A 22,817-nucleotide genomic window follows, 5' to 3' on the forward strand; every position below is an offset into this window, starting at 1 on the left:
ATTCATAATATCAATAAGTTAGAAATTCTCCCGCGACCAACCGGCAAGATGTTCCGCGCACTTACAGGGGGGTAGGGCAAGGCTTGCCCTGGAAGAAAGCGTCCAGATTGTCGAGGCAGCAGTACCCCATCGCGTCACGGGTCTCGACGGTTGCGCTGCCCAGGTGCGGCATCAGGAACACGTTGTCCAAGGTGCGGTAGCGGGGATCCAGATTCGGTTCGTTGGCAAAGACGTCGAGACCGACCGCGAACAGCTTGCCTGACTGCAGGGCCGCGATCAGGTCGTCATCGTTGATGATGTCGCCGCGCGCCGTATTGACGATGATCGCGCCGTCCGGCATCTGCCCGATCAGGTCGGCGTTGACCATGCCACGGGTCTCATCGGTGCTGGGGCAGCTTATCGAGAGGAAGTCGGAGACGGCGAACAGCTCCGCGGCAGTGGCGTGATAGCGGGCACCGTTCTCCTCATCCTGCGGCAGGCGATTGCGGTTGTGATAGTGGACCTGCATGCCGAACCCGCGGGCAGCGGCGGCGACGGCCTGTCCGATCCCGCCCAGGCCCAGGATGCCGAGCCGGGCACCACTGACCTGCTTGCCCAGCAGCATGGTGGAGGTCCAGCTTGCCCATTTGCCCTCCCGCACCAGCGTCTGCCCCTCATGCCCCCGCCGCGCGGCACCCAGCAGGCACAGCATCGCGATTTCGGCCACGGCAGCGTCAAGCACCTTCGGCGTGTTGGTGATGGTCACCCCGTGCGCCCGAGCCGCCGCAAGATCGATATGTTCATGGCCGACGGAGTAGGTGGCGATGATGCGGATGCTGTCGGGCAGGGCGTCCAGCAGTGCAGGCGTGATCTTCTCCGAGCCGCAGATCATCATTGCGTCCATGCCCTGGGCCGCGCTGACCAGTTCCTCCGGCGACATGATCCGGTCCGTCGGGTTCAGGGTGGCGTCATAGTCTCGCCGGATTCTGGCTGTGACATTGTCCGGCATGTGACGCGTGACCAGCAGGCGGGGCTTCTTCTGCATCATGGGCTCCGTTCAGCTTGTGTTTGGCTTTTCCGCCTATAGGTTATGGACATCAATCAAAGGACGCGACCCCCTGATGACAATCTCCACCCGACTGCTGCTCCTGCTCACCCTTCTCGTGGCTGGCATGGCGGCTCCGAGCCTGACCCGAACCGCCGCGGCGCAGAATTTCATCCCGCATCGTGCGATCTATGATCTGGACGTGCTCGACCGGGAAAAGCCTGCAACCTTCTCTCAGGTTTCCGGACGGATGGTCTACGAGTTCGACGAGACCTGTGACGGGCTGATCTATTCCCATCGCATGCTGATGAACCTGGTGACCCAGCGGGGCGAGCGCGTGCAGTCGGAAGCGGTGGTGAGCTTCCTGGAAAGCAAGGACGGACACAGCCTGCGGTTCTCGGTGCGGGAGAGCTACAACGGTCGCATGTCCGCCCATCGCGAAGGCTCCGCGACCCGCAATGCGGTTGGTGAGATCGCCTCCGTCACCTACAGCCGCAATGATGGCGACGATGCCGACGAAGTGCCGGAAACCCTGCCGAAGGGCGCGCTGTTCCCGCTGGGGCACAGCATCGACATGGTGCGTGCGGCACAGGCTGGCCAGTTCGTCCACAATGCGAAGACCTTCGACGGCGACTCGATATCCTACGTCGATACCTTCATCGGCAAGGATCGCGGCAAGCATGAGGCCAGCATCCCCGACAGCATGAAGGACACATCCGCCTGGATGATGCGGGTGTCGTTCTACAAGCCCGATGCCATCGATTCCGCGCCCTATTACGAGAGCCAGATGCGCATGTACGCCAACGGCCTGTCCGGCAGCTTCACGCTGGAGACCGAAGACCTCTCGGCGATTGCCCGCCTAAGCGAGGTCGAACTGCGCGACGCGCCGGTCTGCGACTGAGCGACTGAGCTGTCTGATTACCCGGGCGACAGCGGCAGGATCATCAGCGGGATCATCCGGCCCGGTATGGAGCCGGAAGGCGCCACGCCGACCCGATGTGCACCTGCCTTGAGATAGAAGGCCTCGGCATTCGGATCAGCCTCGATATGCAGTTCGGACGCGCCCTGCATTCCGGCCTCTGTCATGGCCCAGTCGATCAGCCGCCGACCGGCTCCCATACCCTGGCAGGCCGGATCAACGAACATCAGCTGCAGATGCCACACGTCCCCTTCGCGGGAAACCTGCGCTGTTCCGATGAGCTTGCCGTCGGCTTCCAGAACGGCGAAGGGGCCTCTGGCCAGGATCTCCGGGGTGACCGTCAGTTCGGTGCGGCAGGCTTCCATGAAGGCCGCGTCGTAGCCGTTTGACGCTTTCGAGCGCATCACCAGGTCGGTCAGTGCGGCACATTCCTCCTGTCCTGCCAGCCGCAATTGCATGGTGGTCTTCTCCGGTATCTCAGTTGAGTCCCGCCCGGCGGCGGTAGCCCAGCGCCTCGGCGATGTGCGGGCGACCGATGCTGGCGCTGCTTTCAAGGTCGGCGATGGTACGTGCGACCCGCAGGACACGGGTATAGCCACGGGCGGAGAGCTTCAGCCGTTCGGCCGCGTCGGTCAGCAGGCTCTGGCCGCTGCTGTCGGGGGTGGCGATGGCGATCAGGGCCTGGCCATCCACCTCCGCATTGGTGATCGGTCCCAGATCCAGGCTCTCGTGTCGTGCCGCCTGCAGGTCGCGGGCGCGGGCAACCCGTGCGGCGATCTCGGCGGAGCCTTCGGCGGGGGGCGGAAGGGTCAGGTCTGCGGCGGACACGGCAGGCACGTCGATGGACAGGTCGATACGGTCCATCAGCGGCCCCGAGATCTTCGACTGGTAATCGATGGCGCAGCGCGGCGCGCGGGAGCAGGCGCGCTCCGGGTCATCCAGATGACCGCAGCGGCAGGGGTTCATGGCGGCGACGAGCTGTACCCGCGCCGGATAGGTGACATGGGCGTTGGCGCGGGCCACCACGGCCTCCGCCGTCTCCAGCGGCTGACGCAAGGCTTCCAGCGCGGGGCGGGGAAACTCGGGCAGTTCGTCGAGAAACAGCACGCCCCGGTGCGCCAGCGAGATCTCGCCCGGTCGCACCTTCAGCCCGCCACCGACAAGGGCAGGGGTGGAGGTGGAATGGTGCGGGTTGCGAAAGGGCCGGCGGCGGGACAGCCGCCCCTCCGTCAGTTCGCCTGCCAGACTGCGGATCATGGAGACTTCCAGCGCCTCTGCCGGTGACAGGGGCGGCAGCAGGCCGGGCAGGCGCGCGGCCAGCATCGACTTGCCGGATCCTGGCGGCCCCAGCATCAGCAGGTTGTGGCCCCCGGCAGCCGCGATCTCCAGCGCCCGCTTGGCACTCTCCTGCCCCTTCACATCACGCAGGTCGGCACCGATGGCATCCATGTCCACCGGTCCCGGCTCCGGCGCCGACAGCACCTGTGTGCCCTTGAAGTGATTGACGATGGCCAGCAGGTCGGGTGCCGCGATGATCTCCAGATCCCCGGCCCAAGCGGCCTCCCCGCCGCAGAGCGCGGGGCAGATCAGCCCCTGGTCCCGCTCCGCCGCCGCGACCCCGGCAGGCAATACACCGGCTACCGCCGCGATCTGACCGTCCAGCGCCAGTTCTCCCAGCGCGATGTGGCCCGCCATGTCCTCCGCGGGCAGCACACCGACGGCGGCCAGCAGCGCCAGCGCGATGGGCAGGTCGTAGTGGCTGCCTTCCTTCGGCAGGTCGGCGGGGGACAGGTTCACCGTGATCCGCTTCGGCGGTAGACCCAGGCCGATGGCGTCCAGCGCCGCCCGCACCCGCTCCCGGCTCTCCGCCACCGCCTTGTCGGGCAGGCCGACAATGGTGAAGGCAGGCATCTGCGCCGAGACCTGCACCTGCACGTCCACGATCTGCGCCCGGAAGCCCTGGAAGGCGACGGTTGAAATTCTTGCGACCATGCACGCAAGTTAGACCAGAGCCATTCTGGTGTCGCCCCTCAATAGGTGGCGCGGCCCCCCGAGATGTCGATGACCTGACCGGTGGTGAAGGAGCAGTCCGCCGACGACAGCCAGGCGATCAGGGCGGCGATCTCGGCCGGTTCGACGAAGCGGCCCATGGGGATCTTGGAGAGCATGTAGTTGATGTGCTCCTCCGACATCTGGTCGAAGATCGCCGTGCGGGCGGCGGCGGGGGTGACGCAGTTCACCATGATGTCGTGGTCGGCCATTTCCTTGCCCAGCGACTTGGTCAGCGCAATGACTCCGGCCTTGGAGGCGGAGTAGGCCGACGCGTTGGGGTTGCCCTCCTTGCCCGCGATGGAGGCGACATTGACGATGCGGCCATAGCCCGCCGCGCGCATCAGCGGGCTGACCGCGCGGCAGCAGAGCCAGACGCCGATCAGGTTGATCTCGATGATCTGGCGCCACTCATCGGGCGTGTAGTCCCAGACGGTGCGGTTGGCCCCGGCGATACCGGCATTGTTGACCTGGATGTCGATACCGCCAAGCGCACTGACGGTCTCCTTCACCGCCGCATCCACGGCGTCGGCATTCGTCACATCGACGCTGATGGCGGTGGCCCCGATCTCGCTGGCCGTCGCACTGGCAAGGTCCATGTCCCGGTCCCAGAGTGCCACCCTGGCGCCGGAGGCGATGAAACGCTCCGCCACCGCGCGTCCGATCCCCTGTGCGCCGCCGGTCACCACGGCCCTGCGGCCCGCCAGATCAATCGTGTTCATTGTATCTCCCCAAAGTCTGTATCGCGCTGTATCGCCTTGTTTTGCGCCAGATTGGAGCCGGAGCGTGCAAAAAGCCAGAGGCAGCACGCGGGGCCGTTGCGGTGCTTCCCCTGTGACGGTTGCCGCGTCCGGCCAAACTGGGTCTATGATTCCGCTGCCCGGTCGTAGACAATCCCGGAAGCTTTCGGGTGTGGCCGGTTGGGGCCGCCCGCACCGCCAGAATACTTGAGCCAGTTCCGGAGGGGGTCTGAACCATGTCTGATTTGCCGCGCGTCCCGTTGCTTGTGCCGGGTGCCACCAGTTCCGCCAGTGATGTCGTCGTCTCCGCACCCTGGGACGGGTCACCGATAGCCAATGTCGCCCGTTCGGACAGTGCGACGGTGGAAAAGGCCCTCAGCAACGCCTTCGAGCTCTATCGGGACCGCGACGCCTGGATCCCGATGCGGGAGCGGGTGCAGATCCTGACCCGTGCCATGGCAATCATGCGCGACCGTCGCGAGAGCATGGCTGTCGAGGCCGCGCGCGAAGGCGGCAAGCCGCTGGCCGATTCCCTGATCGAGGTCGATCGGGCCATCGATTCCGTGCACATCTGCATCGACGAACTGCGCAGCCGTGCGGGGGAGGTGATCCCCATGGGCATCACCGAAAGCTCCAAGAATCGCGTTGCCTTCACCCGGCAGGAACCGATTGGCGTGGTGGTCGCGGTCAGTGCCTTCAACCATCCGCTCAACCTCATCGCGCATCAGGTGGCCCCTGCGGTCGCGACCGGTTGTCCGGTGATCGTGAAACCGGCGGACAAGACCGCGCTGTCGTGCCTGCACTTCGTGCAGATCCTGCATGAGGCGGGATTGCCGAAAGCCTGGGCGCAGGCCGTGGTCACGGCGGATCGCAAGGATGCCACCGCGCTGGTGACCGATCCGCGCGTCGGGTTCTTCAGCTTCATCGGCTCGGCCAAGGTCGGCTGGGCCCTGCGGGCGCAGCTCGCCCCCGGCACCCGCTGCGCGCTGGAACATGGCGGCGCGGCCCCGGTGATCCTGACGGAAAGTGCCGATCTCGACCGCGCGGTGCCGTCACTGGCCAAGGGTGGCTTCTATCACGCCGGTCAGGTCTGCGTGTCGGTACAGCGGGTCTATGCCCATTCATCGGTCTGCCGCACCTTTGCCGACCGGCTGGCCGAGGCGGCGCAGAAGATGGTGGTGGGCGATCCTACGGACAAGGCGACCGAGGTCGGTCCGCTGATCACGCCGGGCGAGGTGGATCGTGTGCATGAATGGGTCGAGGAGGCCCGCGCCGGCGGTGGCGAGATCCTGTGCGGCGGCGAGAAGCTGTCGGACACGGCCTACAAGCCGACCGTGATCCTGAATCCGCCTGCGGACGCCAAGGTCTCCACCATGGAGATCTTCGGCCCCGTGGCCTGCGTCTTCAGCTACGACGACATGGACGAAGCCATCGCCAGGGCGAACTCCCTGCCGTTCTCGTTCCAGGCGGCGGTGTTCGGACAGGACATCGACCGCATCATGCGCGCCACCAGCCGTCTCGATGCGGCGGCGGTGATGGTGAATGACCACACCGCGTTCCGGGTGGACTGGATGCCCTTCGCGGGTCTGAAACTGTCGGGTCATGGGGTGGGCGGTGTGCCGCATTCCATGCACGAGATGTCCGTTCGCAAGATGACCGTGATCAATTCGCCCGAGATTCGGGACTGATCACGGCAGTCTGTCCGGTCAGTTCAACCGGCAGGTATCGGAAATTGAGGGGAGAATTCGAAAATGGCGACAACCGTCAAGCAGATGGTCGACCGGGCCATGAGCAAGGTCGAGACCATCAGTGTCGAGGATGCGAAGGCGCTGGTGGGCCGGGATGACGTGACCATCGTGGATATCCGCGATGTGCGTGAACTGTGGCGGGAGGGCAAGATTCCCGGTGCCTATCACGCGCCGCGCGGCATGCTGGAGTTCTGGGTCGACCCGGAAAGCCCCTATGCCAAGGACGTCTTCCAGTCGGGCAAGCGGATCGTCTTCTATTGCGCCGCAGGCTGGCGTTCCGCACTGGCGACGGAAGCCGCGATGGAACTGGGTCTGAAGAACACCTGCCACATCGATGGCGGTTTCGGCGACTGGAAGAAGGCCGGCTACGAGATCGAGGCTGTCGAGAAGAAGTGACCCGCTTTCCTGGGGAGGAAACACAATGGCTGAAACGACAGATCTGAGCGGGCGCGTGGCGCTGGTCACCGGCGCCGGGTCCGGCATTGGCCGCCAGGCGGCGGAGACCCTGGCCGGTGCCGGGGCCGCCGTGGCCTGCACCGACATCAACCTGGCCGGTGCCCAGGAAACCGCGGCCTCCATCGAGGCTGCGGGCGGGCGCGCCATCGCCATTGCCCATGACGTGGTGGAGGAAGACCAATGGGAGGCGGCGGTCAAGGCGACCGTCGATGCCCTGGGTGGCCTGCACATCATGGTCAACAATGCCGGGATCGAGCTGGTGAAGACCATCCCCGATATCTCGACCGCCGATTTCCGGCGCGTCATGGATATCAACGTGCTGGGTGTCTTTCTGGGCATCAAGACCTGCACTGATGCCATGACGGCGTCCGGTTCGGGCTCCATCATCAACCTGTCCTCGGTCGCTGGTCTGATCGGCGCGCCCCGGCAGGCGGCCTACTGCGCCTCCAAGGGCGCGGTGCGACTGATGACCAAGGCGACGGCGCTGGAACTGGCCGGGGCAGGGCACCCGATCCGGGTGAACTCCGTGCATCCGGGCATCATCGAGACGCCGATGCTGGAAGACCTGATGACCGGTGTGCCGGACGAACAGCGCAACCAGCGGCTGGCGCAGATGAAGGCACGGCACCCCATCGGTCGCCTGGGTCAGGCCACCGACATCGCCAATGCCATCCTGTTCCTCGCCTCCGACCTGTCATCCTTCATGACCGGCTCCGAAGTCGTCGTCGATGGTGGCATGACCGCGAACTGACGCGTTCGAACCGCCTGCTCGCACAGGAACCGCTCTCTTTCCCCTTGCGGGGGGAGGGGACGTTCGCTCCCGTGCAGGTTCGCCGATTGCGTCGCCCGCTCAGGCGGCGTCTCCCTTTCCGGCCTGTTGCACGTCAAAGATGGAGACGTAGCCCTTCGACCAGTCGGGCGGCATCAGGCAGGGGCGAGGGTCGAAGCGGGCCCACCTGGCCCGCTCACCCCGGACGATGGTGTTCGAAAGCGGCAGGTTGGCGACGATGCTGGGTTCCAGCGTCAGTGCGTCGGCCGCCGAATAGGTATGGAGCAGCAGTGGCCTGACCCGGCTGGAGCGGTTGGGTTCGGAGCCATGCACCATCCGGCAATTGTGGACGGTGACGGAGCCGCGCGGGCCCTTCAGCCAGACCACGTCGTCCACCGGCACGCGCCCGATGTCCTTCTCCGCGATGTAGCCGGTCCAGTTGCCGTCGGCGCCATAGAGGTCGAACAGTTCCGACTCGTGGCTCTTCGGGATCACCCCCATCGGCCCCATCTCGTCATCCACGTCCGACATGTAGAGACCGATGGTCAGCGGCGAGTAATTGGTGTGCGGCCAGAACTGGATGTCCTGGTGCCATTTCACCTCCTCGCCGCCCCCCGACCATTTGAAGTTCAGTTTCGAGTGGTGGTACTTCACATCCGGTCCCAGCAGGTCGGCAGCCAGATCGACGATGGGGCCGTCGAAGGCGAACTCGCGATAGACGGGATCATGCTCCGCAGGCTGGGACAGTCGGCGCAGACGCGGATTGTCGGCACTGTGGTCGGGTTCGATGTCGAACTTGCCGCTGGATTTCGTCACCTTGCGGCTTTCCGCGATGAAGCGGTCGGTCACTTCCCAGAGCCGGTCCATCCAGGCGTCCGACACGAAGTTTTCCAGCAGCAGATAGCCATTCTCCTCATAGAAGGCCTTCTGCTCCGGGGTGATGGTCTTGAGATCATGCGTCATGATCAGCTCTCCAGTTCGTCCATCAGCTTCGCATAGCGGTCCAGAACACCCTCCACCCGGTCCGGCGCGGAGGTCGGGACACCGATGACCGAACGGGCAATGCCCAGGTCGCGGTAGCGCTTCAACAGATCCTCGTTCACATCCACCTGCGCGAAGATCGAGAGTTCGATGGACGCCGGATCGCGTCCGGCCTCCTCCGCGCGGCGGTGCAGGTCGGCGATGGCGGCGGGCATGTCGTCCAGCAGCACATTGATCGGCATCCAGCCGTCACAATAGTTCACGACACGCTGCCTGCCGGTGCCGGTGGCCGAGCCGAGGATGATCGGCGGGTGCGGTCGCTGTACCGGCTTGGGGTAGGAGTAGCATTCGTCGATCTTCACGAACTCTCCGTCGTAGGACGATTTCTCCTCGGTCCAGAGCGCCTTCATCGCCTCCACCTTTTCCCGCAGCACCTTCCAGCGCCGCTCGAAGGGGATGCCGTGCTGCGCCATCTCCTCGGCGTTCCAGCCACCGCCGATGCCCAGCAGCACCCGACCGTTGGAGATCACGTCCAGGGTCGCGACTTCCTTGGCCAGCGTGATCGGGTCGCGCTGGATGACCAGCGAAATGCCGGTACCGAGCTTCAGGTTCTTCGTCACCGCAGCGGCGGCCCCCAGCGAAACGAAGGGGTCCATCATGCGGTAATAGGGTTTCGGCAGTTCGCCGCCGCCGGGAAAGGGGGAGAGGCGGGAGGTCGGAATATTGGTGTGTTCCGGAAACCAGACAGAGTCGTAGTTGCGTTCCTCCATCATCACCGCCAGGGCGTCGGGACGTATGGAATAGTCGGTATTGTAGCAGAATGCGCCGAGTTTCATGACGGTCAGGCCTCCCCACCTGTTGTATGCTGCTCCAATCGCAGCATGACCTTGCCGCCGGGGCAAGCCCGAGCTTTGGCGAGGCTCATGCGGCAATCGGCGCATCGTGCGCGGCATTCGCCTGTCCTATCTCCGCCCCATGAACACGGCATCTTATCAGGGACCTTCCCGCCGCGCGGTTGTCACATGGCTGTTCATCGTGGCCGCGCTGGTCTTCATCATGGTCGTCGTCGGCGGCATCACGCGGCTGACGGAGTCCGGCCTGTCCATGACCGACTGGCATCCTGTCACCGGCTGGCTGCCGCCGCTGAGCGACGCCGCCTGGCAGGTGGAGTTCGACAAGTACAAGGCATTCCCCGAGTACCAGAAGGTCAACCTCGGCATGACCCTGGACGAGTTCAAGACGATCTACGCCTGGGAGTTCAGCCATCGGCTGCTCGGGCGGATCATCGGTCTCGCCTTCTTCGTGCCGATGGCGTTCTTCATGCTCACCGGACGGATAAGGCGACGGGAGATTCCCTGGTTCCTGTTCCTGCTGGTGGCGGGTGGATCACAGGGTGCGCTTGGCTGGTTCATGGTGCAGAGCGGTCTGGTCGACCGGCCCGATGTCAGCCAGTACCGGCTGGCGGCACATCTGGCGCTCGCCTTCTCGATCTATGCCCTGCTGCTTTGGACCGCCTGGTCGCTGCGCGAGGAAGGGCGTGATCGCCAGGCCCTGAGCGGCATGCGGACACCGGCGATCATCCTCGCGGCGCTGGTCCTGCTGCAGATCGTCATCGGGGCCTTCGTCGCCGGCATCAATGCGGGCCACATCTACAATACCTGGCCGCTGATGGATGGCGCGCTGGTGCCGGATGGCCTGTTCGCCGGGGGGACGGGACTGGCCGCCCTGTTCGACGATCACCTGACCATCCAGTTCGTCCACCGCATTCTGGCCTATACCCTTCTCGGCGTTGCCATCTGGACCATGCTGCGCGGGCGCTGGGTCGGCGGGCGGGCAAAGTCCGCATCGATGGGGGTCATGCACGCCATCATCCTGCAGATCCTGCTGGGTATCGCCACGCTGGTGATGGTTGTGCCGGTCTGGCTCGGTGCGCTCCATCAGGCGACAGCCCTGCTGGTCTGGACAGCGGCACTCTGGCTCGTCCGGCTGGCCTGGACCGGTGCGCGGACACGCGTTGCGGGCTGACTCGCTTCCGGATATGTGCCTGAACGCAACAGGGCGACCCTGACGGGCCGCCCTGTGGTCGTGTTCCGATAGGTGGGGTCGGAGGATCAGCTGTCGGTGGCACCGGCGTTGTCACGCGACTCGAAGCAACCGGAGCGGGTCGCGTCTTCCTGGTTGCCGAGCGTGGCGCGGATCTGGGCGCGAACGGCCTTGCAGGCTTCCTCGCTGTCGAAGGTGCCGAAGTAGATATCGACGTTGCTCTTCAGTTCGCCTTCCCAGGTGCGGGCCTTGTACTGGATGCGGCGCGTGTCATAGGCGGTCAGCACGGAAGCCGGTGAGCTGGTCACGTCAATGGTGGCGATGGGGCTGCTGTCGGCCGGAACACTCATGCCGGCGGCAGCGGCGATCAGCAGATAGTACATTGTATGGTCTCCTAGGTGTTTGTTCGGGCCTCAGCAGGGTCCCGGTCTGACTTGGTCGGTTGTGGGTTGGTTACCGGCTGGCGACGATCTGCTTCGATTCGAAACAACCGGAGCGCTTGTCCTCTTCCAGACCCTTGTCTGAAAGCTCGGTGCGGATCTGGGCACGGACGGCCTTGCAGGCTTCCATGCTGTCGAAGGTGCCGAAGTAGACATCCACGTCGCTCTTCAGTTCGGCTTCCCAGTTGCGGGCCTTGTACTGGATCCGGCGGGTGTCATAGGCGGTGAGTTCCGAACTCGGTGCGGTGAACACGTCGACCTTGGAGATCGGTGCATTGTCGGCGGGGATGCTCAGTCCGGCAGCGGCGGCGATCAGCAGGTAGTACATGGTTTCAGCTCCTTCATTCGTCTGGCCGCATCGGGCGGCCCCTTCGTCTTTCGCCGGAACAGGAGCAGCATCCGTGCCAGACTCAGCGCAGAGGTGAGTTAAGAGGCGTGCCAGGACGGCGCGACCCCCCTCGTACTGCGCGAATTTCTCGACCGACGACCATCGTGAAAATCCATTAACCATCTGAATTAAAAAAGAAAAAAAGCGGGATTGTGGCTATGGTCACAATAATGCCACAGCAATGTCGCAACGCGAGAACCCCGCGCGGGAGTGCCGGGAGTCTCGCGGTGCCGGCACCGGGGGATGAGGTGCAATCTGTCATGCAAATGGATGTTCTTGCCGTGGGAGTCGCGATTTGCACCGCTGGCATGCGGCGATTGCTCTGTCTGGCATGTGCAAAACCTGCGCGATATAAACCGTGAGACCGAACACGAAGGAGAAGGCGCACATGACCGACGGCAAGGACAAGACCCTCGCGGACTGGGAGGCTGCGGCGGAAAAGGAACTGCGCGGCAAGTCGCTGGACGATCTGGTGTGGCAGACGCCCGAAGGCATCCCCGTGAAACCCCTCTATACGGAGGAGGACATATCGGGTCTGGACCATCTGGGCAGCCTGCCCGGCATGGACCCCTACGTCCGGGGTGTGCGCGCCACCATGTATGCGAACCGGCCCTGGACCATCCGCCAGTATGCGGGTTTCTCGACGGCGGAAGAGTCCAATGCCTTCTATCGCCGCAACCTCGCGGCGGGACAGCAGGGCCTGTCCGTGGCCTTCGATCTCGCGACGCACCGTGGCTATGACAGTGACCACCCGCGCGTCATGGGCGACGTGGGCAAGGCCGGGGTGGCCATCGACTCGGTCGAGGACATGAAGATCCTGTTCCGCGACATCCCGCTGGACAAGGTTTCGGTCTCCATGACCATGAACGGCGCGGTGCTGCCGACTCTGGCGGGCTACATCGTGGCGGCGGAGGAACAGGGCGTCGGGCCGGAGAAGCTCTCCGGTACCATCCAGAATGACATCCTGAAGGAATTCATGGTCCGCAACACTTACATCTATCCGCCGGAGCCCTCCATGCGGATCGTGGCGGACATCATCGACTACACCGCCAACCACATGCCCAAGTTCAACTCGATCTCGATCTCCGGCTATCACATGCAGGAAGCCGGGGCGACGCAGGTGCAGGAACTGGCCTTCACCCTGGCGGACGGGCTGGAATATGTGCGCACCGCCGTTGACCGGGGGCTGGACATCGACAGGTTCGCCCCGCGGCTCAGCTTCTTCTTCTGCATCGGCATGAACTTCTTCATGGAGGTGGCGAAGCTGCGCGCGGCCCGGTTGCTGTGGCACCGCATCGTCAGCCAGTTCGACCCGAAGGATGCGCGCTCCACCATGCTGCGCACCCATTGCCAGACCTCCGGCGTCAGCCTGACGGAGCAGGATCCCTACAACAACGTCATCCGCACCACGGTGGAGGCCATGGCGGCGGTGCTGGGGGGGACCCAGAGCCTGCACACCAACGCGCTGGACGAGGCGATTGCCCTGCCCACCGACTTCTCCGCCCGCATCGCCCGCAATACCCAGCTTGTGCTGCAGGAAGAGACCGGAATCCCGAACGTGATCGATCCGCTGGGCGGTTCCTATTACGTCGAGGCGCTGACTGCGAAGCTGGCGGAGGACGCCTGGGCGCTGATCCAGCAGGTCGAGGAGCAGGGCGGCATGACCAAGGCGGTGGCCGAGGGGATGCCGAAACTGATGATCGAGGAGGCGGCGACCCGTCGCCAGGCGCGCGTCGACCGGGGCGAGGACGTGATTGTCGGCGTCAACAAGTACAAGCCATCGACGGATACAGCGCCCGAGGTGCTGGACATCGACACCACCAAGGTGCGCGACGGGCAGATCGCCCTGCTGAAGAGCATCCGGGAGTCCCGTGATCAGGCCGCCTGCGACGCGGCGCTGAAGGCACTGACCGAAGGCGCGCGCGGCGACGGCAACCTGCTGGCCCTGTGTGTCGATGCGGCCCGCGCCCGGGCCACGGTGGGGGAGATGTCGGACGCGATGGAGGAAGTCTTCGGGCGTCACCGCGCCGAGATCCGCTCCGTCAGCGGTGTCTATGCCAAGGCCTATGAAGGTGACGAGGGCTTCGCGAAGATCCAGTCGGATATCGATGACTTCGTCACTGCCGAGGGCCGTCGCCCCCGCATGCTGGTGGTCAAGATGGGCCAGGACGGGCACGACCGTGGGGCCAAGGTGATCGCGACGGCCTTCGCCGACATCGGTTTCGATGTGGATGTCGGACCCCTGTTCCAGACCCCGGAAGAAGTCGCACGCGACGCGGTGGAGAACGACGTGCACGTCATCGGCGTCTCCTCCCTCGCCGCCGGGCACAAGGCCCTCGTCCCGGCCCTGATGCAGGCGCTGAAGGAGCAGGATGCGGAGGATATCCTGGTCATCTGCGGCGGTGTCATCCCGTCCGGTGACTATGACTGGCTGAAGCAGGCTGGCGTTTCCGGCATCTACGGTCCGGGCACGCACATCCCCGCCGCCGCGGCCGAGATCCTGGAACTGGTGGCGAAGTCGCGGCGCGACGCGGCAGCCTGACGCCTTCTCGGCCAGACTTGTGCAAGCTGGGGCGGGTCGCTATGCAGGTGGCCCGCCGCCCCCATCACGTCCGGACCCGTTGAATGTATCCTGAACCCCGTCAAGTCGGCCTGGTCAACTGGATCGGCCTCTGGACCCTCTATGCCAAGGAAGTGCAGCGCTTCATGAAGGTGGCGGGGCAGACCGTGCTCGCGCCCATCGTCACTACCCTGCTGTTCCTGGCGATCTTCACGCTGGCCCTGGGGGAGGGGCGGGCGCCGGTTGGCGGTGTCGCGTTCGAGGTCTTTCTGGCACCGGGACTGGTCATGATGGCCGTGACCCAGAACGCCTTCGCCAACAGTTCCTCCGCGCTGCTGATCGCGAAGATCCAGGGCAATATCGTCGATATCCTGATGCCGCCGCTCAGCGCGGCAGAGCTGCTCGTCGCCTTTGTCGGGGCTTCGGTCACGCGGGGACTTGCAGTCGCGATAGCGGTCACGGCGGCGATGACACCCTTCGTCGATCTGCCGTTCTGGTCGATTGGCTGGGGCCTGCTGTTCGTGGTGCTGGCCTCCGTCATGATGGGGCTGATCGGTATCCTGACGGGCCTCTGGGCCGACAAGTTCGATCACATGGCCTTCATCACCAATTTCGTCATCACGCCACTTGCGTTTCTCTCGGGCACGTTCTATTCGATCGACCGCCTGCCTGAATTCGCGCAAGGAATAGCGTTCGTGAACCCCTTCTTCTATGCCATCGATGGTTTTCGCCATGCCCTCACCGGGCAGGGTGACGTTTCGCTGGTGCTCGGGGGCACGGTGCTGGCCGTCATTGACGTGATTCTGGCCATCTGGGTTCTGGTCCTGTTCCGACGAGGGTACAACCTCAAGGCTTGACCGTGGGGTGACTGCCCCATAAAACCTCCCCCTTTCCGTCGGGTCAGCATTGATCCGGCGCCGGGGACCAATCCAGACTTCCAACCAACCTGTCATCCAACCGGAACGGGAGACCTGTTCCCGAAAATCGAGCCCATTGGAGGCCGCCATGATCGATGTCGTGATGCCGACTTATGCAAGAACCCCCGTTTCCTTCGAACGTGGTGAGGGTGCGCATCTGTACGCGACGGACGGGCGACGCTTCCTGGATTTCGGGTCCGGTATCGCGGTCAGCCTGCTGGGCCACAGCCATCCTGCGCTGGTGAAGGCCGTGCAGGACCAGGCCGCGAAGCTCTGGCATGTCTCCAACCTCTACGAGGTGCCTGAGCAGAAGGCGCTGGCGAAGAAACTGACCGACAACAGCTTCGCCGACACGGTGTTCTTCTGCAATTCGGGTGCGGAGGCGTTGGAGGGCACCATCAAGACGGCGCGGAAGTATCATTCCGCAAACGGTGCGCCGGAGCGTTATCGCATCATCACGTTCGAGGGCGCGTTCCATGGCCGGACGCTGGCCACGATGGCAGCGGGCGGGCAGGAGAAGATCCTGGCCGGTTTCGGCCCGAAGACGGATGGCTTCGATCAGGTGCCGTTCGGTGACCTCGCCGCTGCCCGGGCTGCCATCGGGCCGGAGACTGCCGGCATCCTGGTGGAGCCGATCCAGGGCGAGGGCGGTGTCCGCGTGGCGGAGCATGCTTTCCTGAAGGGGCTGCGGAAGCTGTGTGACGATGCCGGTATCCTGCTGCTGATGGACGAGGTCCAGTGCGGCATGGGTCGGACCGGCAAGCTGTTCGCGCACCAGTGGACGGACATCACCCCCGACGTCATGGGCGTCGCCAAGGGTATTGGCGGCGGTTTCCCGCTCGGTGCCTTCCTGGCAACGGCGGAAGCTGCCAAGGGCATGGTGGCCGGCAGCCACGGCACCACCTATGGCGGCAACCTGATGGCCATGGCGGCAGGCAATGCCGTCGCCGACACGGTACTGGCCGAGGGTTTCATGGAGCATGTGCAGCAGGTCGCCAATCGCATGAAGCAGGGGCTGGCATCCATCAGCGACCGTTTCCCCACTGTCTTCAAGGGCGTGCGGGGTACCGGCCTGATGCTGGGTCTGGAATGCGTCATGGTGAATGGCGACGTTGTTGCGGCGCTGCGTGAACAGGGACTGTTGACCGTCCCCGCCGGTGACAATGTGGTCCGGATCCTGCCGCCGCTCGTCATCGGTGATGCCGAGATCGACGAGGGACTGGGCATGATCGAGACCGCCGCCACCGCATTGGCCGGGAAGGCAGCGGCAGGATGAGCGCGATCAGGCACTTTCTGAGCATCGAGGATGTTTCCGCGGCAGCGCTGCAGGGCATCATCAGGGACGCACGGGACCGCAAGGAGGCCCGGGCGGGGTGGCCCAAGGGCCGCGCCGACGAGGATCGACCGCTCGACGGGCATCTGCTGGCGCTGATCTTCGAGAAGCCGTCCACCCGGACGCGGGTGTCCTTCGATGCGGCCATGCGCCAGCTCGGCGGCCAGACCACGATCCTGAACGCGGGCGAGCTTCAGCTTGGTCGCGGCGAGACCATCGGCGACACGGCGAAGGTGCTGTCGGCCTATACCGACGGCATCATGATGCGCACGTTCGAACAGGCGAAGCTGGACGAGCTGGCCGAACAGGCCTCCGTCCCGGTGATCAGCGGCCTGACGGATTCGGGGCATCCCTGTCAGTTGATGGCTGATGTCCTGACGCTGGAGGAGAAGCGTGGTGGCATCGCCGGGCAGACGATTGCCTGGTCCGGCGACGGCAACAACATGGCCAATTCCTGGATCGAGGGCGCATCCCGCTTCGGCTACCGGCTGCGTCTCGCCTGTCCGCAGGGACTGGAGCCGGATGCCCAGGTGCTGAAACGCGCCCAGGCTGACGGTGGCGACATTACCCTGACCGACGACCCGCGCGCTGCGGTGGAGGGGGCGGATTGCGTCGTGGCCGATACCTGGGTGTCGATGGGCGACGAGGACGCGGCGGACCGCCACAACCTGCTGCGCCCCTATCAGGTCGACAGGGAACTGATGGGGCTGGCCCGCAAGGATGCGGTGTTCATGCACTGCCTGCCGGCGCATCGGGGGGAGGAAGTCACGGCGGAAGTGATCGACGGCCCGCAGTCGGTGGTGTTCTCGCAGGCCGAGAACCGCGTGCACGCGCAGAAGGGCGTTCTGCTCTGGTGTCTCGGCCACTGACCGACCTGTCCGGTCGCATTGAGTGATGAGGAACAAGCAATGGCGCAGGCCAAGGCCGCACCGACTGACGACCTGATTCAGCCCTTTCACCTGAACGGGCGGGAGGTGCGGGGACGCATCATCCGCATGGGATCGGTGGCACATGCCGTGCTGACCCGCCACAGCCTACCCCCTGCCGCCGCATCCCTGCTGGGGGAGGCGATGGCCCTGACCGCCATGATGGCCAGCGCGATGAAGTTCGACGGTATCTTCACCCTGCAGGCGCAGGGTGATGGACCGGCCAAGGTGCTGGTGGCGGACTACCGGAATGGCGGCGATCTGCGGGGCTATATCCGCCTGTCGGAGTCGTTTGACGCGGTGCGCGACACCAGCGCGGATGGCCTGCTGGGCAAGGGCGTCCTGGCCCTGACGGTCGACCGCGAAGGGGACCACCAGCGCTACCAGGGCACGGTGGAGCTGGAAGGGGACAACCTGTCGAGTTCGGCCGAGTACTATTTCCGTCAGTCGGATCAGGTGCCGAGCCTGTTCCGGCTGTTCGCGGGGCATGGGCCGGACGGCAACTGGCGTGTCGGTGGCCTGATGCTGCAATCCCTGCCCAAGGATCCGGACGAGGACAAGGCACAGGAAGACTGGACGCTGGCGGAAACGCTTGCCGCGACCGTCAAGCCGCAGGAACTGCTCGACCCGACGCTTTCTCCGGCGGAACTGCTGTACCGGCTGTTTCACGAGGATGGCGTCTGGCTGCATGACGCGACGCCGGTGCGGGACCAGTGCACCTGCTCCGTCGAACGCATCACGGAAGTGGTTCAGTCCTTCCCCGAAGAGGAGGTGCGGGACCTGGCCGTCGATACCGGCGATGTGTCGGTGGACTGTCAGTTCTGCGGTCGAACCTATAGGCTGCCACTGGATGCCCTGATAGGAGATTCGAGCACATGAACCTCTCTCGCCGTCGGCTGTTCCTTGTTGCGCCCGCACTGTTGCTGGTGGGGTGCGGTGGCCCGTCCGTGCTGCCCGACGGGCCGCGCGTGCCGGAGATTTCCTTCCGGCACCTGCCTGCAATCACCTTCGATGTCGCCAGCATCGACGTGCAGCAGCCCTTCGTCTCGTCCGGCCAGCCGCCGTCGATCGAGAGTCAGATACCGGTCACACCGGCACAGGTGGCACGGAACTGGGCGCGTGACCGGCTGAAGGCCGGCGGCGCGGATGGGGTGGCGCGCTATGCCATCCTGGACGCCAGCGTTCGCGAGGTTGCACTGAAGACCGACAAGTCCCTGACCGGATTGCTGAAGACGCAGCAGGAAAGCAAGCTGGAGGGGCGGGTCGAGGTCCGTATCGACATCAACAGTTCAAGGGGCGCGGGTTTCACCAATGCCATCGCGACCCGCAGCCAGACCATCCCGGAAGGGCTGACCCTGGATGAACGGGAGCAGTTGCAGATCGATTTTGTCGAGGCTCTGGGTCAGGATATGAACCGGCGGCTGGAAACGGAGATCCGCTTCAACCTGACCACATTCGTGAAGCCATAGGGGACGGCGACATGGCGAAGGAAATCATCCGGCATCCCGTGCTGCAGCAGATGATCGACAAGGGCAACGTGCCCCTGTCGTTGGCGACGAAGGGGGCCGGGCTGGTCTTCGTTTCGGGCCTGCCGCCGGTTGATCTGGAGACCGGGCAACTGGTCCAGGGCGATATCGAGGCACAGACCCGTGCGTCCCTGAATGCGGTCAGGGCGGTGCTGGAAGAGGCGGGTTCATCCCTCGACAAGGTGCTGAAATGCACGGTCTTTGCCGTGAATGCCGGACAGTTTGACCGGGTCAATGCCGTCTATGCCGAATTCTTCCCCAGCGAACCGCCTGCCCGGACCTTCGTGACCGTGGGCTCCTGGCCCTGGTCGTTCGATATCGAGATCGAGGCGGTGGCACTCGCCTGACCGCCTTCTGCAAGGAGACTGAACGTGGCACCCAGACAACGCATTGCCGTCACCGTACCCGCCGGCCCCCGGCTGCAGGACACGATCGACCGCCTGACATGGGCGGAGGCCAATGGCTACGATGACGCCTGGTTCGCCGACGGTGCCGCGCCGGACGCGCTGACCTCGGTTGCCGCGCTCGGCCCACGCTTCGAGAAGCTGCGGTTCGGCATCGCCGTCACGCCCGTCTTTTCCCGCACCCCCGCCGTGCTGGCGGCAACCGCCAACGTGATCGGTCAGGCCATGCCGGGTCGTTTCGTGATGGGGCTGGGATCGTCGAGCCAGACCATGATGGTGGGCTGGCACGGTCAGCACTTCGAGAAGCCGCTGACCCGCGTCAGGGAGACCGCGCAACTGGTGCGCTCCATGCTGGCCGGTGAGAAGTTGGACTTCGATGGTGTGACGGTGAAGAGCAAGGGCTACCGTCAGGCCCCGCTGGAGCCGACCGTGCCGATCTATCTGGCTGCGCTGCGGTCCAACATGATCGAGATGGCGGCCGAGGTCGGTGACGGCGTGATCTTCAATCTCTGGCCGAAGAAGGCGCTGCCTAAGATGATCGAGCATGTCCATGCCGGTGCGGCCCGCGCCGGGCGCGACGGCGCGGATGTGGAGATCGTCAACCGCCACATGGTGCTGGTGACGGACGACAAGGCAGAGGGCCGCGCCCGGTTCCGCCAGAATTTCGCGCCCTATTACGCGACGCCCGTCTACAACAAGTTTCTCGCCTGGGCGGGATATGAGGATGAGGCCGCGCAGATCCGCGAAGGCTGGGCCGAGAAGGACCGCGCCAAGACCACCGGCGCGCTGGTCGATGACCTGATCGACGACATCGCCATCATCGGCACGGCGGACGAATGCCGCGAACGGCTGCGCTGGGCGGCGCAGACAGGCATCCACACCCACATCATCGCGCCCCTCAGCCCCGATCCGAAGGAAGCGGTGCGCTGCTTCGAGGCGTTCCGTCCGGAAGTCTTCTCCCTGGCGGCCTGAAACGGCTGGTCAGACCCGCCAGCGCCCCGGTCGCGTGTGATGCGGACCGGAGGCAGGTGGCCTCAGCCGCCGCGCAGTGCCGTTGTCGCCGCCATGTCGACCTCTCCCGCATCGGTCAGGGCGACGCGATAGACATCGCGGGCGCGCTCGCGGCTGATCCAGCCTTCGCGCACGTCCTTCTCGATCCGTGCCGGTTCGCGTTCCGCCGGATCACCGTAGCCTCCGCCACCGCAGCAGTGCGAGACGATGGTCTCTCCCTCATGCAGGGTGACGACATCGCTGTTCGCGGTCGGCGTGATCTCCCCGTTCGTGCCGCGGATGCCCTGGAAGGCACTGCCGCCGCGACCGGCGCCGCGCACACCCTGGGCCGGATTGTGGGTACCGTCGGAAACAAAGGCCACTTCCATGTTGCCACGGGTCGGGCCGTACTCGACCAGCATGCCGGGGCCGCCCTTCTGCTTCCCCGCGCCCTCGGAGTCGGTGATGAAGCGGCGTGTCTTGACCAGCATCGGATGACGCATCTCGTCCAGTTCGATGCTGTCCTGATAGCAGAGTCCGGCATTGCCGACGTGGCCCAGCGTGATCCAGGCATCGGTGCCGGGTGCTGCCGCGCCGCCGGTCATGGCCAGGAAGAGCTGGTTGACGTAGCGTTCCTTCAGCTTCGGATCATAGCCCGACACGACGCCGACGGAGGCGGGCAGGATGGCGCCGGATTCGGCCATGCCGAAGCCTTCCTCCAGCTCCGCGATCGCTGCCTGAACCGAGTTGGCCACCCGGTCGGCCACATTCGTGGTGGCGACGGAACAGCTTGTCGGATGCTCCGGAATGCCGCAGATCGCGTTCTTCTTCAGGTGAATGTCGATGCGTCGGAACGCACCGTCATTCTTCGGCACTGACGGATCGATGGAATTGAACACGCCGATCATCGCCGCCGTGCGGGCACAGGCCTCCGACAGGTTCAGGCCGCAGGGCAGCGCATCCATGTTGTCGGTCAGGTCCACCGCGATCCGACCCGCGCTCGCGTCCACATTGACCGTGACGTTGATGGGGATGCCGTCTTCCGGCGTGCCGGGGACCGGGTCATGACGGCTGGTCCACGATGTCTTGCCGCTGGGCATCTTCGCGATGGCGTTGACCATCCGATTCTCGGTGTAGTCGAACCACTGGCCCGTGAAGTCATGCAGCGTGTCCCAGCCGATCTCGTCGGCCAGGGAAAGCAGTTCCCGCTCCCCGATGCGGGCGGCGCCGACCATGGCCAGATAGTCACCCCACCACTGCTCCGGCACCCGGATGCGCAGCATGCACATGCGGATCATGTCACCGATGTTCTCGTAGTTCTCCTGGATCTTCACGCCGGGGAAGATCAGCGCGCCTTCCTCATAGACGTCGCGCGCATTGCCCATGTAGGTGGTGGGCTGGGAATTGCCGCAGTCGGCCTGATGCGCCTTCGCCAGCACGGTGAAGTGATGCACGCCATCATCATCGATCACCGGCACGATCAGGGTGTGATCGGCGGGGTGGGAGCAGCCGTGGTAGGGCGAATTGTGCAGGAACGCGTCGCCCTTCTTCAGCGTCGGATGAAACTCCTTGATCGACCGCGCCATCAGGTCCGGGCCACTCAGCACATGGATCGGCAGGCTTTCCGCCGTCGCCAGCAGCCGGTCGTCGGCAGTGATGATGCAGCAGGAGAAGTCGCGGGCGATGTTCAGAACGCCCGAACGGCCCGTGCGCAGCAGCGTGTTCGCCATCTTGCGCGCGATTCCCTCCAGCCGGTTGTTCAGAATCGCAAGCTGAACGCCGTCGATCTGCTTCGAAGTCGCACTGTCAGCCATTTTCACTACTCCCTTACCAGGCGCGCCAGCCACCATCGACGGGCAGGATCACGCCGTGAACCGATCTGGCTTCTTCCGAGGCCAGGAATATTGCCGCGCCGGCCATGTCGGCGGCGGGCAGGAAATCGTCCCCTGACGGGGTGCGGTCGCGCACCTTCGCGGACCATTCGGCATCCGCGCGCAGTTCGGCGTTCAAAGGGGTCACGATGTTGCCGGGGGCCAGGACATTCACGTTGATGCCGTGCGGCGCGAGTTCCAGGCAAAGGGACTTGGTCAGATTGTTCATCCCGCCCTTGGAGGCGCAGTAGGCCGCCGATTCCGGGAAGCCGCCGATCCCGGCGATGGAACTGACATTGATGATCCGGCCCCAGTGCTGCTGCTTCATGTGCGGCACGCAGACCTTGGTCAGGAAGAAGGCGCTCTTCAGGTTGGTGTCGAGCTGGCTGTCCCAGTTCGCCTCGTCCACGTCCTCGATGGGACATGGCTGGAAGATGCCGGCATTGTTGACGAGAATGTCGACGGGACCGAGGCGCGCGGTGATGTCCGCATGCAGCCTTTCGATCTCCGCGACCTGGCTCACGTCTGCCTGAAACGCTTCCGCTGTGCCACCGTCGGCCCTGATCCGGGCCACGATCTCGTCGGCGGTTTCGCGGTTCCGGCGGTTGATGACCGCCACGGCAGCCCCTTCAGCGGCCATCGCCAGAGCGATCTCGGCCCCGATCCCCTGGGATCCGCCGGTCACGGCTGCAATTCGGCCTGCAAGTCGCATGGAAGGGCTCCTGGAAAAAAG

At 64.9% G+C, this 22,817-nt stretch carries 23 protein-coding genes; 13 read left to right on the top strand and 10 right to left on the bottom strand.

The window, feature by feature from the left end; translation table 11 throughout:
• Nucleotides 1-61: 61 nt before the first annotated feature.
• Nucleotides 62-1,024, bottom strand: coding sequence for a D-glycerate dehydrogenase (locus QGV55_RS02825; protein WP_281018383.1), 963 nt, complete (start codon nucleotides 1,022-1,024; stop codon nucleotides 62-64).
• Nucleotides 1,025-1,100: 76 nt separating this feature from the next.
• On the opposite strand from QGV55_RS02825, the gene QGV55_RS02830 reads away from it, so the two are divergent.
• Nucleotides 1,101-1,925 (top strand): DUF1849 family protein, encoded by an 825-nt coding sequence (locus QGV55_RS02830; RefSeq protein WP_281018382.1) that lies wholly within the window; start codon nucleotides 1,101-1,103, stop codon nucleotides 1,923-1,925.
• A 17-nt stretch (nucleotides 1,926-1,942) separates the two neighbouring features.
• On the opposite strand, the gene QGV55_RS02835 is transcribed toward QGV55_RS02830, so the two are convergent.
• From QGV55_RS02835 to QGV55_RS02845, 3 genes are read right to left on the bottom strand one after another with little or no spacing between them, the layout of a single operon-like run.
• Nucleotides 1,943-2,401 carry a GNAT family N-acetyltransferase gene (locus tag QGV55_RS02835; RefSeq protein WP_281018381.1) on the bottom strand — a complete coding sequence of 153 codons (459 nt, stop codon included), beginning with the start codon at nucleotides 2,399-2,401 and terminating at the stop codon, nucleotides 1,943-1,945.
• A 19-nt stretch (nucleotides 2,402-2,420) separates the two neighbouring features.
• Entirely contained in the window at nucleotides 2,421-3,935 is a 1,515-nt protein-coding gene (locus QGV55_RS02840) for a YifB family Mg chelatase-like AAA ATPase (protein ID WP_281018380.1), read from the bottom strand.
• Between the two features lie 38 nt (nucleotides 3,936-3,973).
• Nucleotides 3,974-4,714 (bottom strand): SDR family NAD(P)-dependent oxidoreductase, encoded by a 741-nt coding sequence (locus QGV55_RS02845; RefSeq protein ID WP_281018379.1) that lies wholly within the window; start codon nucleotides 4,712-4,714, stop codon nucleotides 3,974-3,976.
• A gap of 254 nt (nucleotides 4,715-4,968) precedes the next feature.
• On the opposite strand from QGV55_RS02845, the gene QGV55_RS02850 reads away from it, so the two are divergent.
• The 3 genes from QGV55_RS02850 (at nucleotide 4,969) to QGV55_RS02860 (ending at nucleotide 7,687) form a co-directional block, all read left to right on the top strand.
• Nucleotides 4,969-6,420, top strand: a complete 1,452-nt coding sequence (locus QGV55_RS02850; protein ID WP_281018378.1) for an aldehyde dehydrogenase family protein — start codon at nucleotides 4,969-4,971, stop codon at nucleotides 6,418-6,420.
• Between the two features lie 63 nt (nucleotides 6,421-6,483).
• The gene (locus QGV55_RS02855) at nucleotides 6,484-6,876 is read left to right on the top strand and encodes a rhodanese-like domain-containing protein (protein WP_281018377.1); all 393 of its coding nucleotides are present in this window, start codon (nucleotides 6,484-6,486) and stop codon (nucleotides 6,874-6,876) included.
• A gap of 25 nt (nucleotides 6,877-6,901) precedes the next feature.
• On the top strand, nucleotides 6,902-7,687 hold the full coding sequence (locus QGV55_RS02860; RefSeq protein ID WP_281018376.1) for an SDR family oxidoreductase: 786 nt from the start codon (nucleotides 6,902-6,904) through the stop codon (nucleotides 7,685-7,687).
• A gap of 99 nt (nucleotides 7,688-7,786) precedes the next feature.
• On the opposite strand, the gene QGV55_RS02865 is transcribed toward QGV55_RS02860, so the two are convergent.
• Both QGV55_RS02865 and QGV55_RS02870 read right to left on the bottom strand, forming a co-directional pair.
• Nucleotides 7,787-8,668, bottom strand: coding sequence for a phytanoyl-CoA dioxygenase family protein (locus QGV55_RS02865; RefSeq protein ID WP_281018375.1), 882 nt, complete (start codon nucleotides 8,666-8,668; stop codon nucleotides 7,787-7,789).
• 2 nt (nucleotides 8,669-8,670) lie between these two features.
• Nucleotides 8,671-9,522, bottom strand: coding sequence for an LLM class F420-dependent oxidoreductase (locus tag QGV55_RS02870; protein WP_281018374.1), 852 nt, complete (start codon nucleotides 9,520-9,522; stop codon nucleotides 8,671-8,673).
• A 106-nt stretch (nucleotides 9,523-9,628) separates the two neighbouring features.
• Here QGV55_RS02870 and QGV55_RS02875 point away from each other — a divergent pair, with 106 nt between their 5' ends.
• On the top strand, nucleotides 9,629-10,711 hold the full coding sequence (locus tag QGV55_RS02875; protein ID WP_281018373.1) for a COX15/CtaA family protein: 1,083 nt from the start codon (nucleotides 9,629-9,631) through the stop codon (nucleotides 10,709-10,711).
• Nucleotides 10,712-10,797: 86 nt separating this feature from the next.
• On the opposite strand, the gene QGV55_RS02880 is transcribed toward QGV55_RS02875, so the two are convergent.
• On the bottom strand, nucleotides 10,798-11,112 hold the full coding sequence (locus QGV55_RS02880; protein ID WP_281018372.1) for a hypothetical protein: 315 nt from the start codon (nucleotides 11,110-11,112) through the stop codon (nucleotides 10,798-10,800).
• A gap of 70 nt (nucleotides 11,113-11,182) precedes the next feature.
• Nucleotides 11,183-11,497, bottom strand: a complete 315-nt coding sequence (locus tag QGV55_RS02885; protein ID WP_281018370.1) for a hypothetical protein — start codon at nucleotides 11,495-11,497, stop codon at nucleotides 11,183-11,185.
• Between the two features lie 448 nt (nucleotides 11,498-11,945).
• Here QGV55_RS02885 and scpA point away from each other — a divergent pair, with 448 nt between their 5' ends.
• From scpA to QGV55_RS02925, 8 genes are all read left to right on the top strand, one after another.
• Entirely contained in the window at nucleotides 11,946-14,099 is a 2,154-nt protein-coding gene (gene scpA / locus QGV55_RS02890; protein WP_281018369.1) for a methylmalonyl-CoA mutase, read from the top strand.
• Nucleotides 14,100-14,182: 83 nt separating this feature from the next.
• Nucleotides 14,183-14,974 (top strand): ABC transporter permease, encoded by a 792-nt coding sequence (locus QGV55_RS02895; RefSeq protein WP_281018368.1) that lies wholly within the window; start codon nucleotides 14,183-14,185, stop codon nucleotides 14,972-14,974.
• A 148-nt stretch (nucleotides 14,975-15,122) separates the two neighbouring features.
• The gene (locus QGV55_RS02900) at nucleotides 15,123-16,310 is read left to right on the top strand and encodes an aspartate aminotransferase family protein (RefSeq protein ID WP_281018367.1); all 1,188 of its coding nucleotides are present in this window, start codon (nucleotides 15,123-15,125) and stop codon (nucleotides 16,308-16,310) included.
• Nucleotides 16,307-17,236 (top strand): ornithine carbamoyltransferase, encoded by a 930-nt coding sequence (argF, locus tag QGV55_RS02905; RefSeq protein ID WP_281018366.1) that lies wholly within the window; start codon nucleotides 16,307-16,309, stop codon nucleotides 17,234-17,236. Before QGV55_RS02900 ends, argF begins: the two co-directional genes overlap by 4 nt.
• Nucleotides 17,237-17,275: 39 nt before the next feature.
• Entirely contained in the window at nucleotides 17,276-18,172 is an 897-nt protein-coding gene (locus QGV55_RS02910; protein WP_281018365.1) for an Hsp33 family molecular chaperone HslO, read from the top strand.
• Entirely contained in the window at nucleotides 18,169-18,762 is a 594-nt protein-coding gene (locus QGV55_RS02915) for a hypothetical protein (protein ID WP_281018364.1), read from the top strand. Before QGV55_RS02910 ends, QGV55_RS02915 begins: the two co-directional genes overlap by 4 nt.
• Before the next feature lie 11 nt (nucleotides 18,763-18,773).
• Nucleotides 18,774-19,166, top strand: a complete 393-nt coding sequence (locus tag QGV55_RS02920; RefSeq protein WP_281018363.1) for a Rid family hydrolase — start codon at nucleotides 18,774-18,776, stop codon at nucleotides 19,164-19,166.
• A gap of 24 nt (nucleotides 19,167-19,190) precedes the next feature.
• On the top strand, nucleotides 19,191-20,195 hold the full coding sequence (locus QGV55_RS02925; RefSeq protein WP_281018362.1) for an LLM class flavin-dependent oxidoreductase: 1,005 nt from the start codon (nucleotides 19,191-19,193) through the stop codon (nucleotides 20,193-20,195).
• A 62-nt stretch (nucleotides 20,196-20,257) separates the two neighbouring features.
• Here the strand turns inward: QGV55_RS02925 and QGV55_RS02930 are convergent, their stop codons facing one another.
• A complete protein-coding gene (locus QGV55_RS02930; RefSeq protein WP_281018361.1) occupies nucleotides 20,258-22,027 on the bottom strand; it encodes a hydantoinase B/oxoprolinase family protein in 1,770 nt (589 codons plus the stop codon).
• Nucleotides 22,028-22,040: 13 nt separating this feature from the next.
• Nucleotides 22,041-22,796, bottom strand: coding sequence for an SDR family NAD(P)-dependent oxidoreductase (locus tag QGV55_RS02935; protein ID WP_281018360.1), 756 nt, complete (start codon nucleotides 22,794-22,796; stop codon nucleotides 22,041-22,043).
• Nucleotides 22,797-22,817: the final 21 nt, after the last annotated feature.

Source organism: Minwuia sp. IMCC3009 (assembly GCF_029909415.1).
Lineage (GTDB): Bacteria > Pseudomonadota > Alphaproteobacteria > Minwuiales > Minwuiaceae > Minwuia.

Bases quoted from the DNA above. Each gene is read 5' to 3' on its own strand.
- QGV55_RS02910 (WP_281018365.1), top strand. From the start codon at position 17,276: ATGGCGCAGGCCAAGGCCGCACCGACTGACGACCTGATTCAGCCCTTT.
- QGV55_RS02855 (WP_281018377.1), top strand. From the start codon at position 6,484: ATGGCGACAACCGTCAAGCAGATGGTCGACCGGGCCATGAGCAAGGTC.
- argF (WP_281018366.1), top strand. From the start codon at position 16,307: ATGAGCGCGATCAGGCACTTTCTGAGCATCGAGGATGTTTCCGCGGCA.
- QGV55_RS02880 (WP_281018372.1), bottom strand. From the start codon at position 11,112: ATGTACTATCTGCTGATCGCCGCTGCCGCCGGCATGAGTGTTCCGGCC.
- QGV55_RS02870 (WP_281018374.1), bottom strand. From the start codon at position 9,522: ATGAAACTCGGCGCATTCTGCTACAATACCGACTATTCCATACGTCCC.
- QGV55_RS02900 (WP_281018367.1), top strand. From the start codon at position 15,123: ATGATCGATGTCGTGATGCCGACTTATGCAAGAACCCCCGTTTCCTTC.
- QGV55_RS02895 (WP_281018368.1), top strand. From the start codon at position 14,183: ATGTATCCTGAACCCCGTCAAGTCGGCCTGGTCAACTGGATCGGCCTC.
- QGV55_RS02920 (WP_281018363.1), top strand. From the start codon at position 18,774: ATGGCGAAGGAAATCATCCGGCATCCCGTGCTGCAGCAGATGATCGAC.
- QGV55_RS02935 (WP_281018360.1), bottom strand. From the start codon at position 22,796: ATGCGACTTGCAGGCCGAATTGCAGCCGTGACCGGCGGATCCCAGGGG.
- QGV55_RS02840 (WP_281018380.1), bottom strand. From the start codon at position 3,935: ATGGTCGCAAGAATTTCAACCGTCGCCTTCCAGGGCTTCCGGGCGCAG.
- QGV55_RS02825 (WP_281018383.1), bottom strand. From the start codon at position 1,024: ATGCAGAAGAAGCCCCGCCTGCTGGTCACGCGTCACATGCCGGACAAT.
- QGV55_RS02835 (WP_281018381.1), bottom strand. From the start codon at position 2,401: ATGCAATTGCGGCTGGCAGGACAGGAGGAATGTGCCGCACTGACCGAC.
- scpA (WP_281018369.1), top strand. From the start codon at position 11,946: ATGACCGACGGCAAGGACAAGACCCTCGCGGACTGGGAGGCTGCGGCG.
- QGV55_RS02845 (WP_281018379.1), bottom strand. From the start codon at position 4,714: ATGAACACGATTGATCTGGCGGGCCGCAGGGCCGTGGTGACCGGCGGC.
- QGV55_RS02885 (WP_281018370.1), bottom strand. From the start codon at position 11,497: ATGTACTACCTGCTGATCGCCGCCGCTGCCGGACTGAGCATCCCCGCC.
- QGV55_RS02865 (WP_281018375.1), bottom strand. From the start codon at position 8,668: ATGACGCATGATCTCAAGACCATCACCCCGGAGCAGAAGGCCTTCTAT.
- QGV55_RS02930 (WP_281018361.1), bottom strand. From the start codon at position 22,027: ATGGCTGACAGTGCGACTTCGAAGCAGATCGACGGCGTTCAGCTTGCG.
- QGV55_RS02850 (WP_281018378.1), top strand. From the start codon at position 4,969: ATGTCTGATTTGCCGCGCGTCCCGTTGCTTGTGCCGGGTGCCACCAGT.
- QGV55_RS02915 (WP_281018364.1), top strand. From the start codon at position 18,169: ATGAACCTCTCTCGCCGTCGGCTGTTCCTTGTTGCGCCCGCACTGTTG.
- QGV55_RS02830 (WP_281018382.1), top strand. From the start codon at position 1,101: ATGACAATCTCCACCCGACTGCTGCTCCTGCTCACCCTTCTCGTGGCT.
- QGV55_RS02860 (WP_281018376.1), top strand. From the start codon at position 6,902: ATGGCTGAAACGACAGATCTGAGCGGGCGCGTGGCGCTGGTCACCGGC.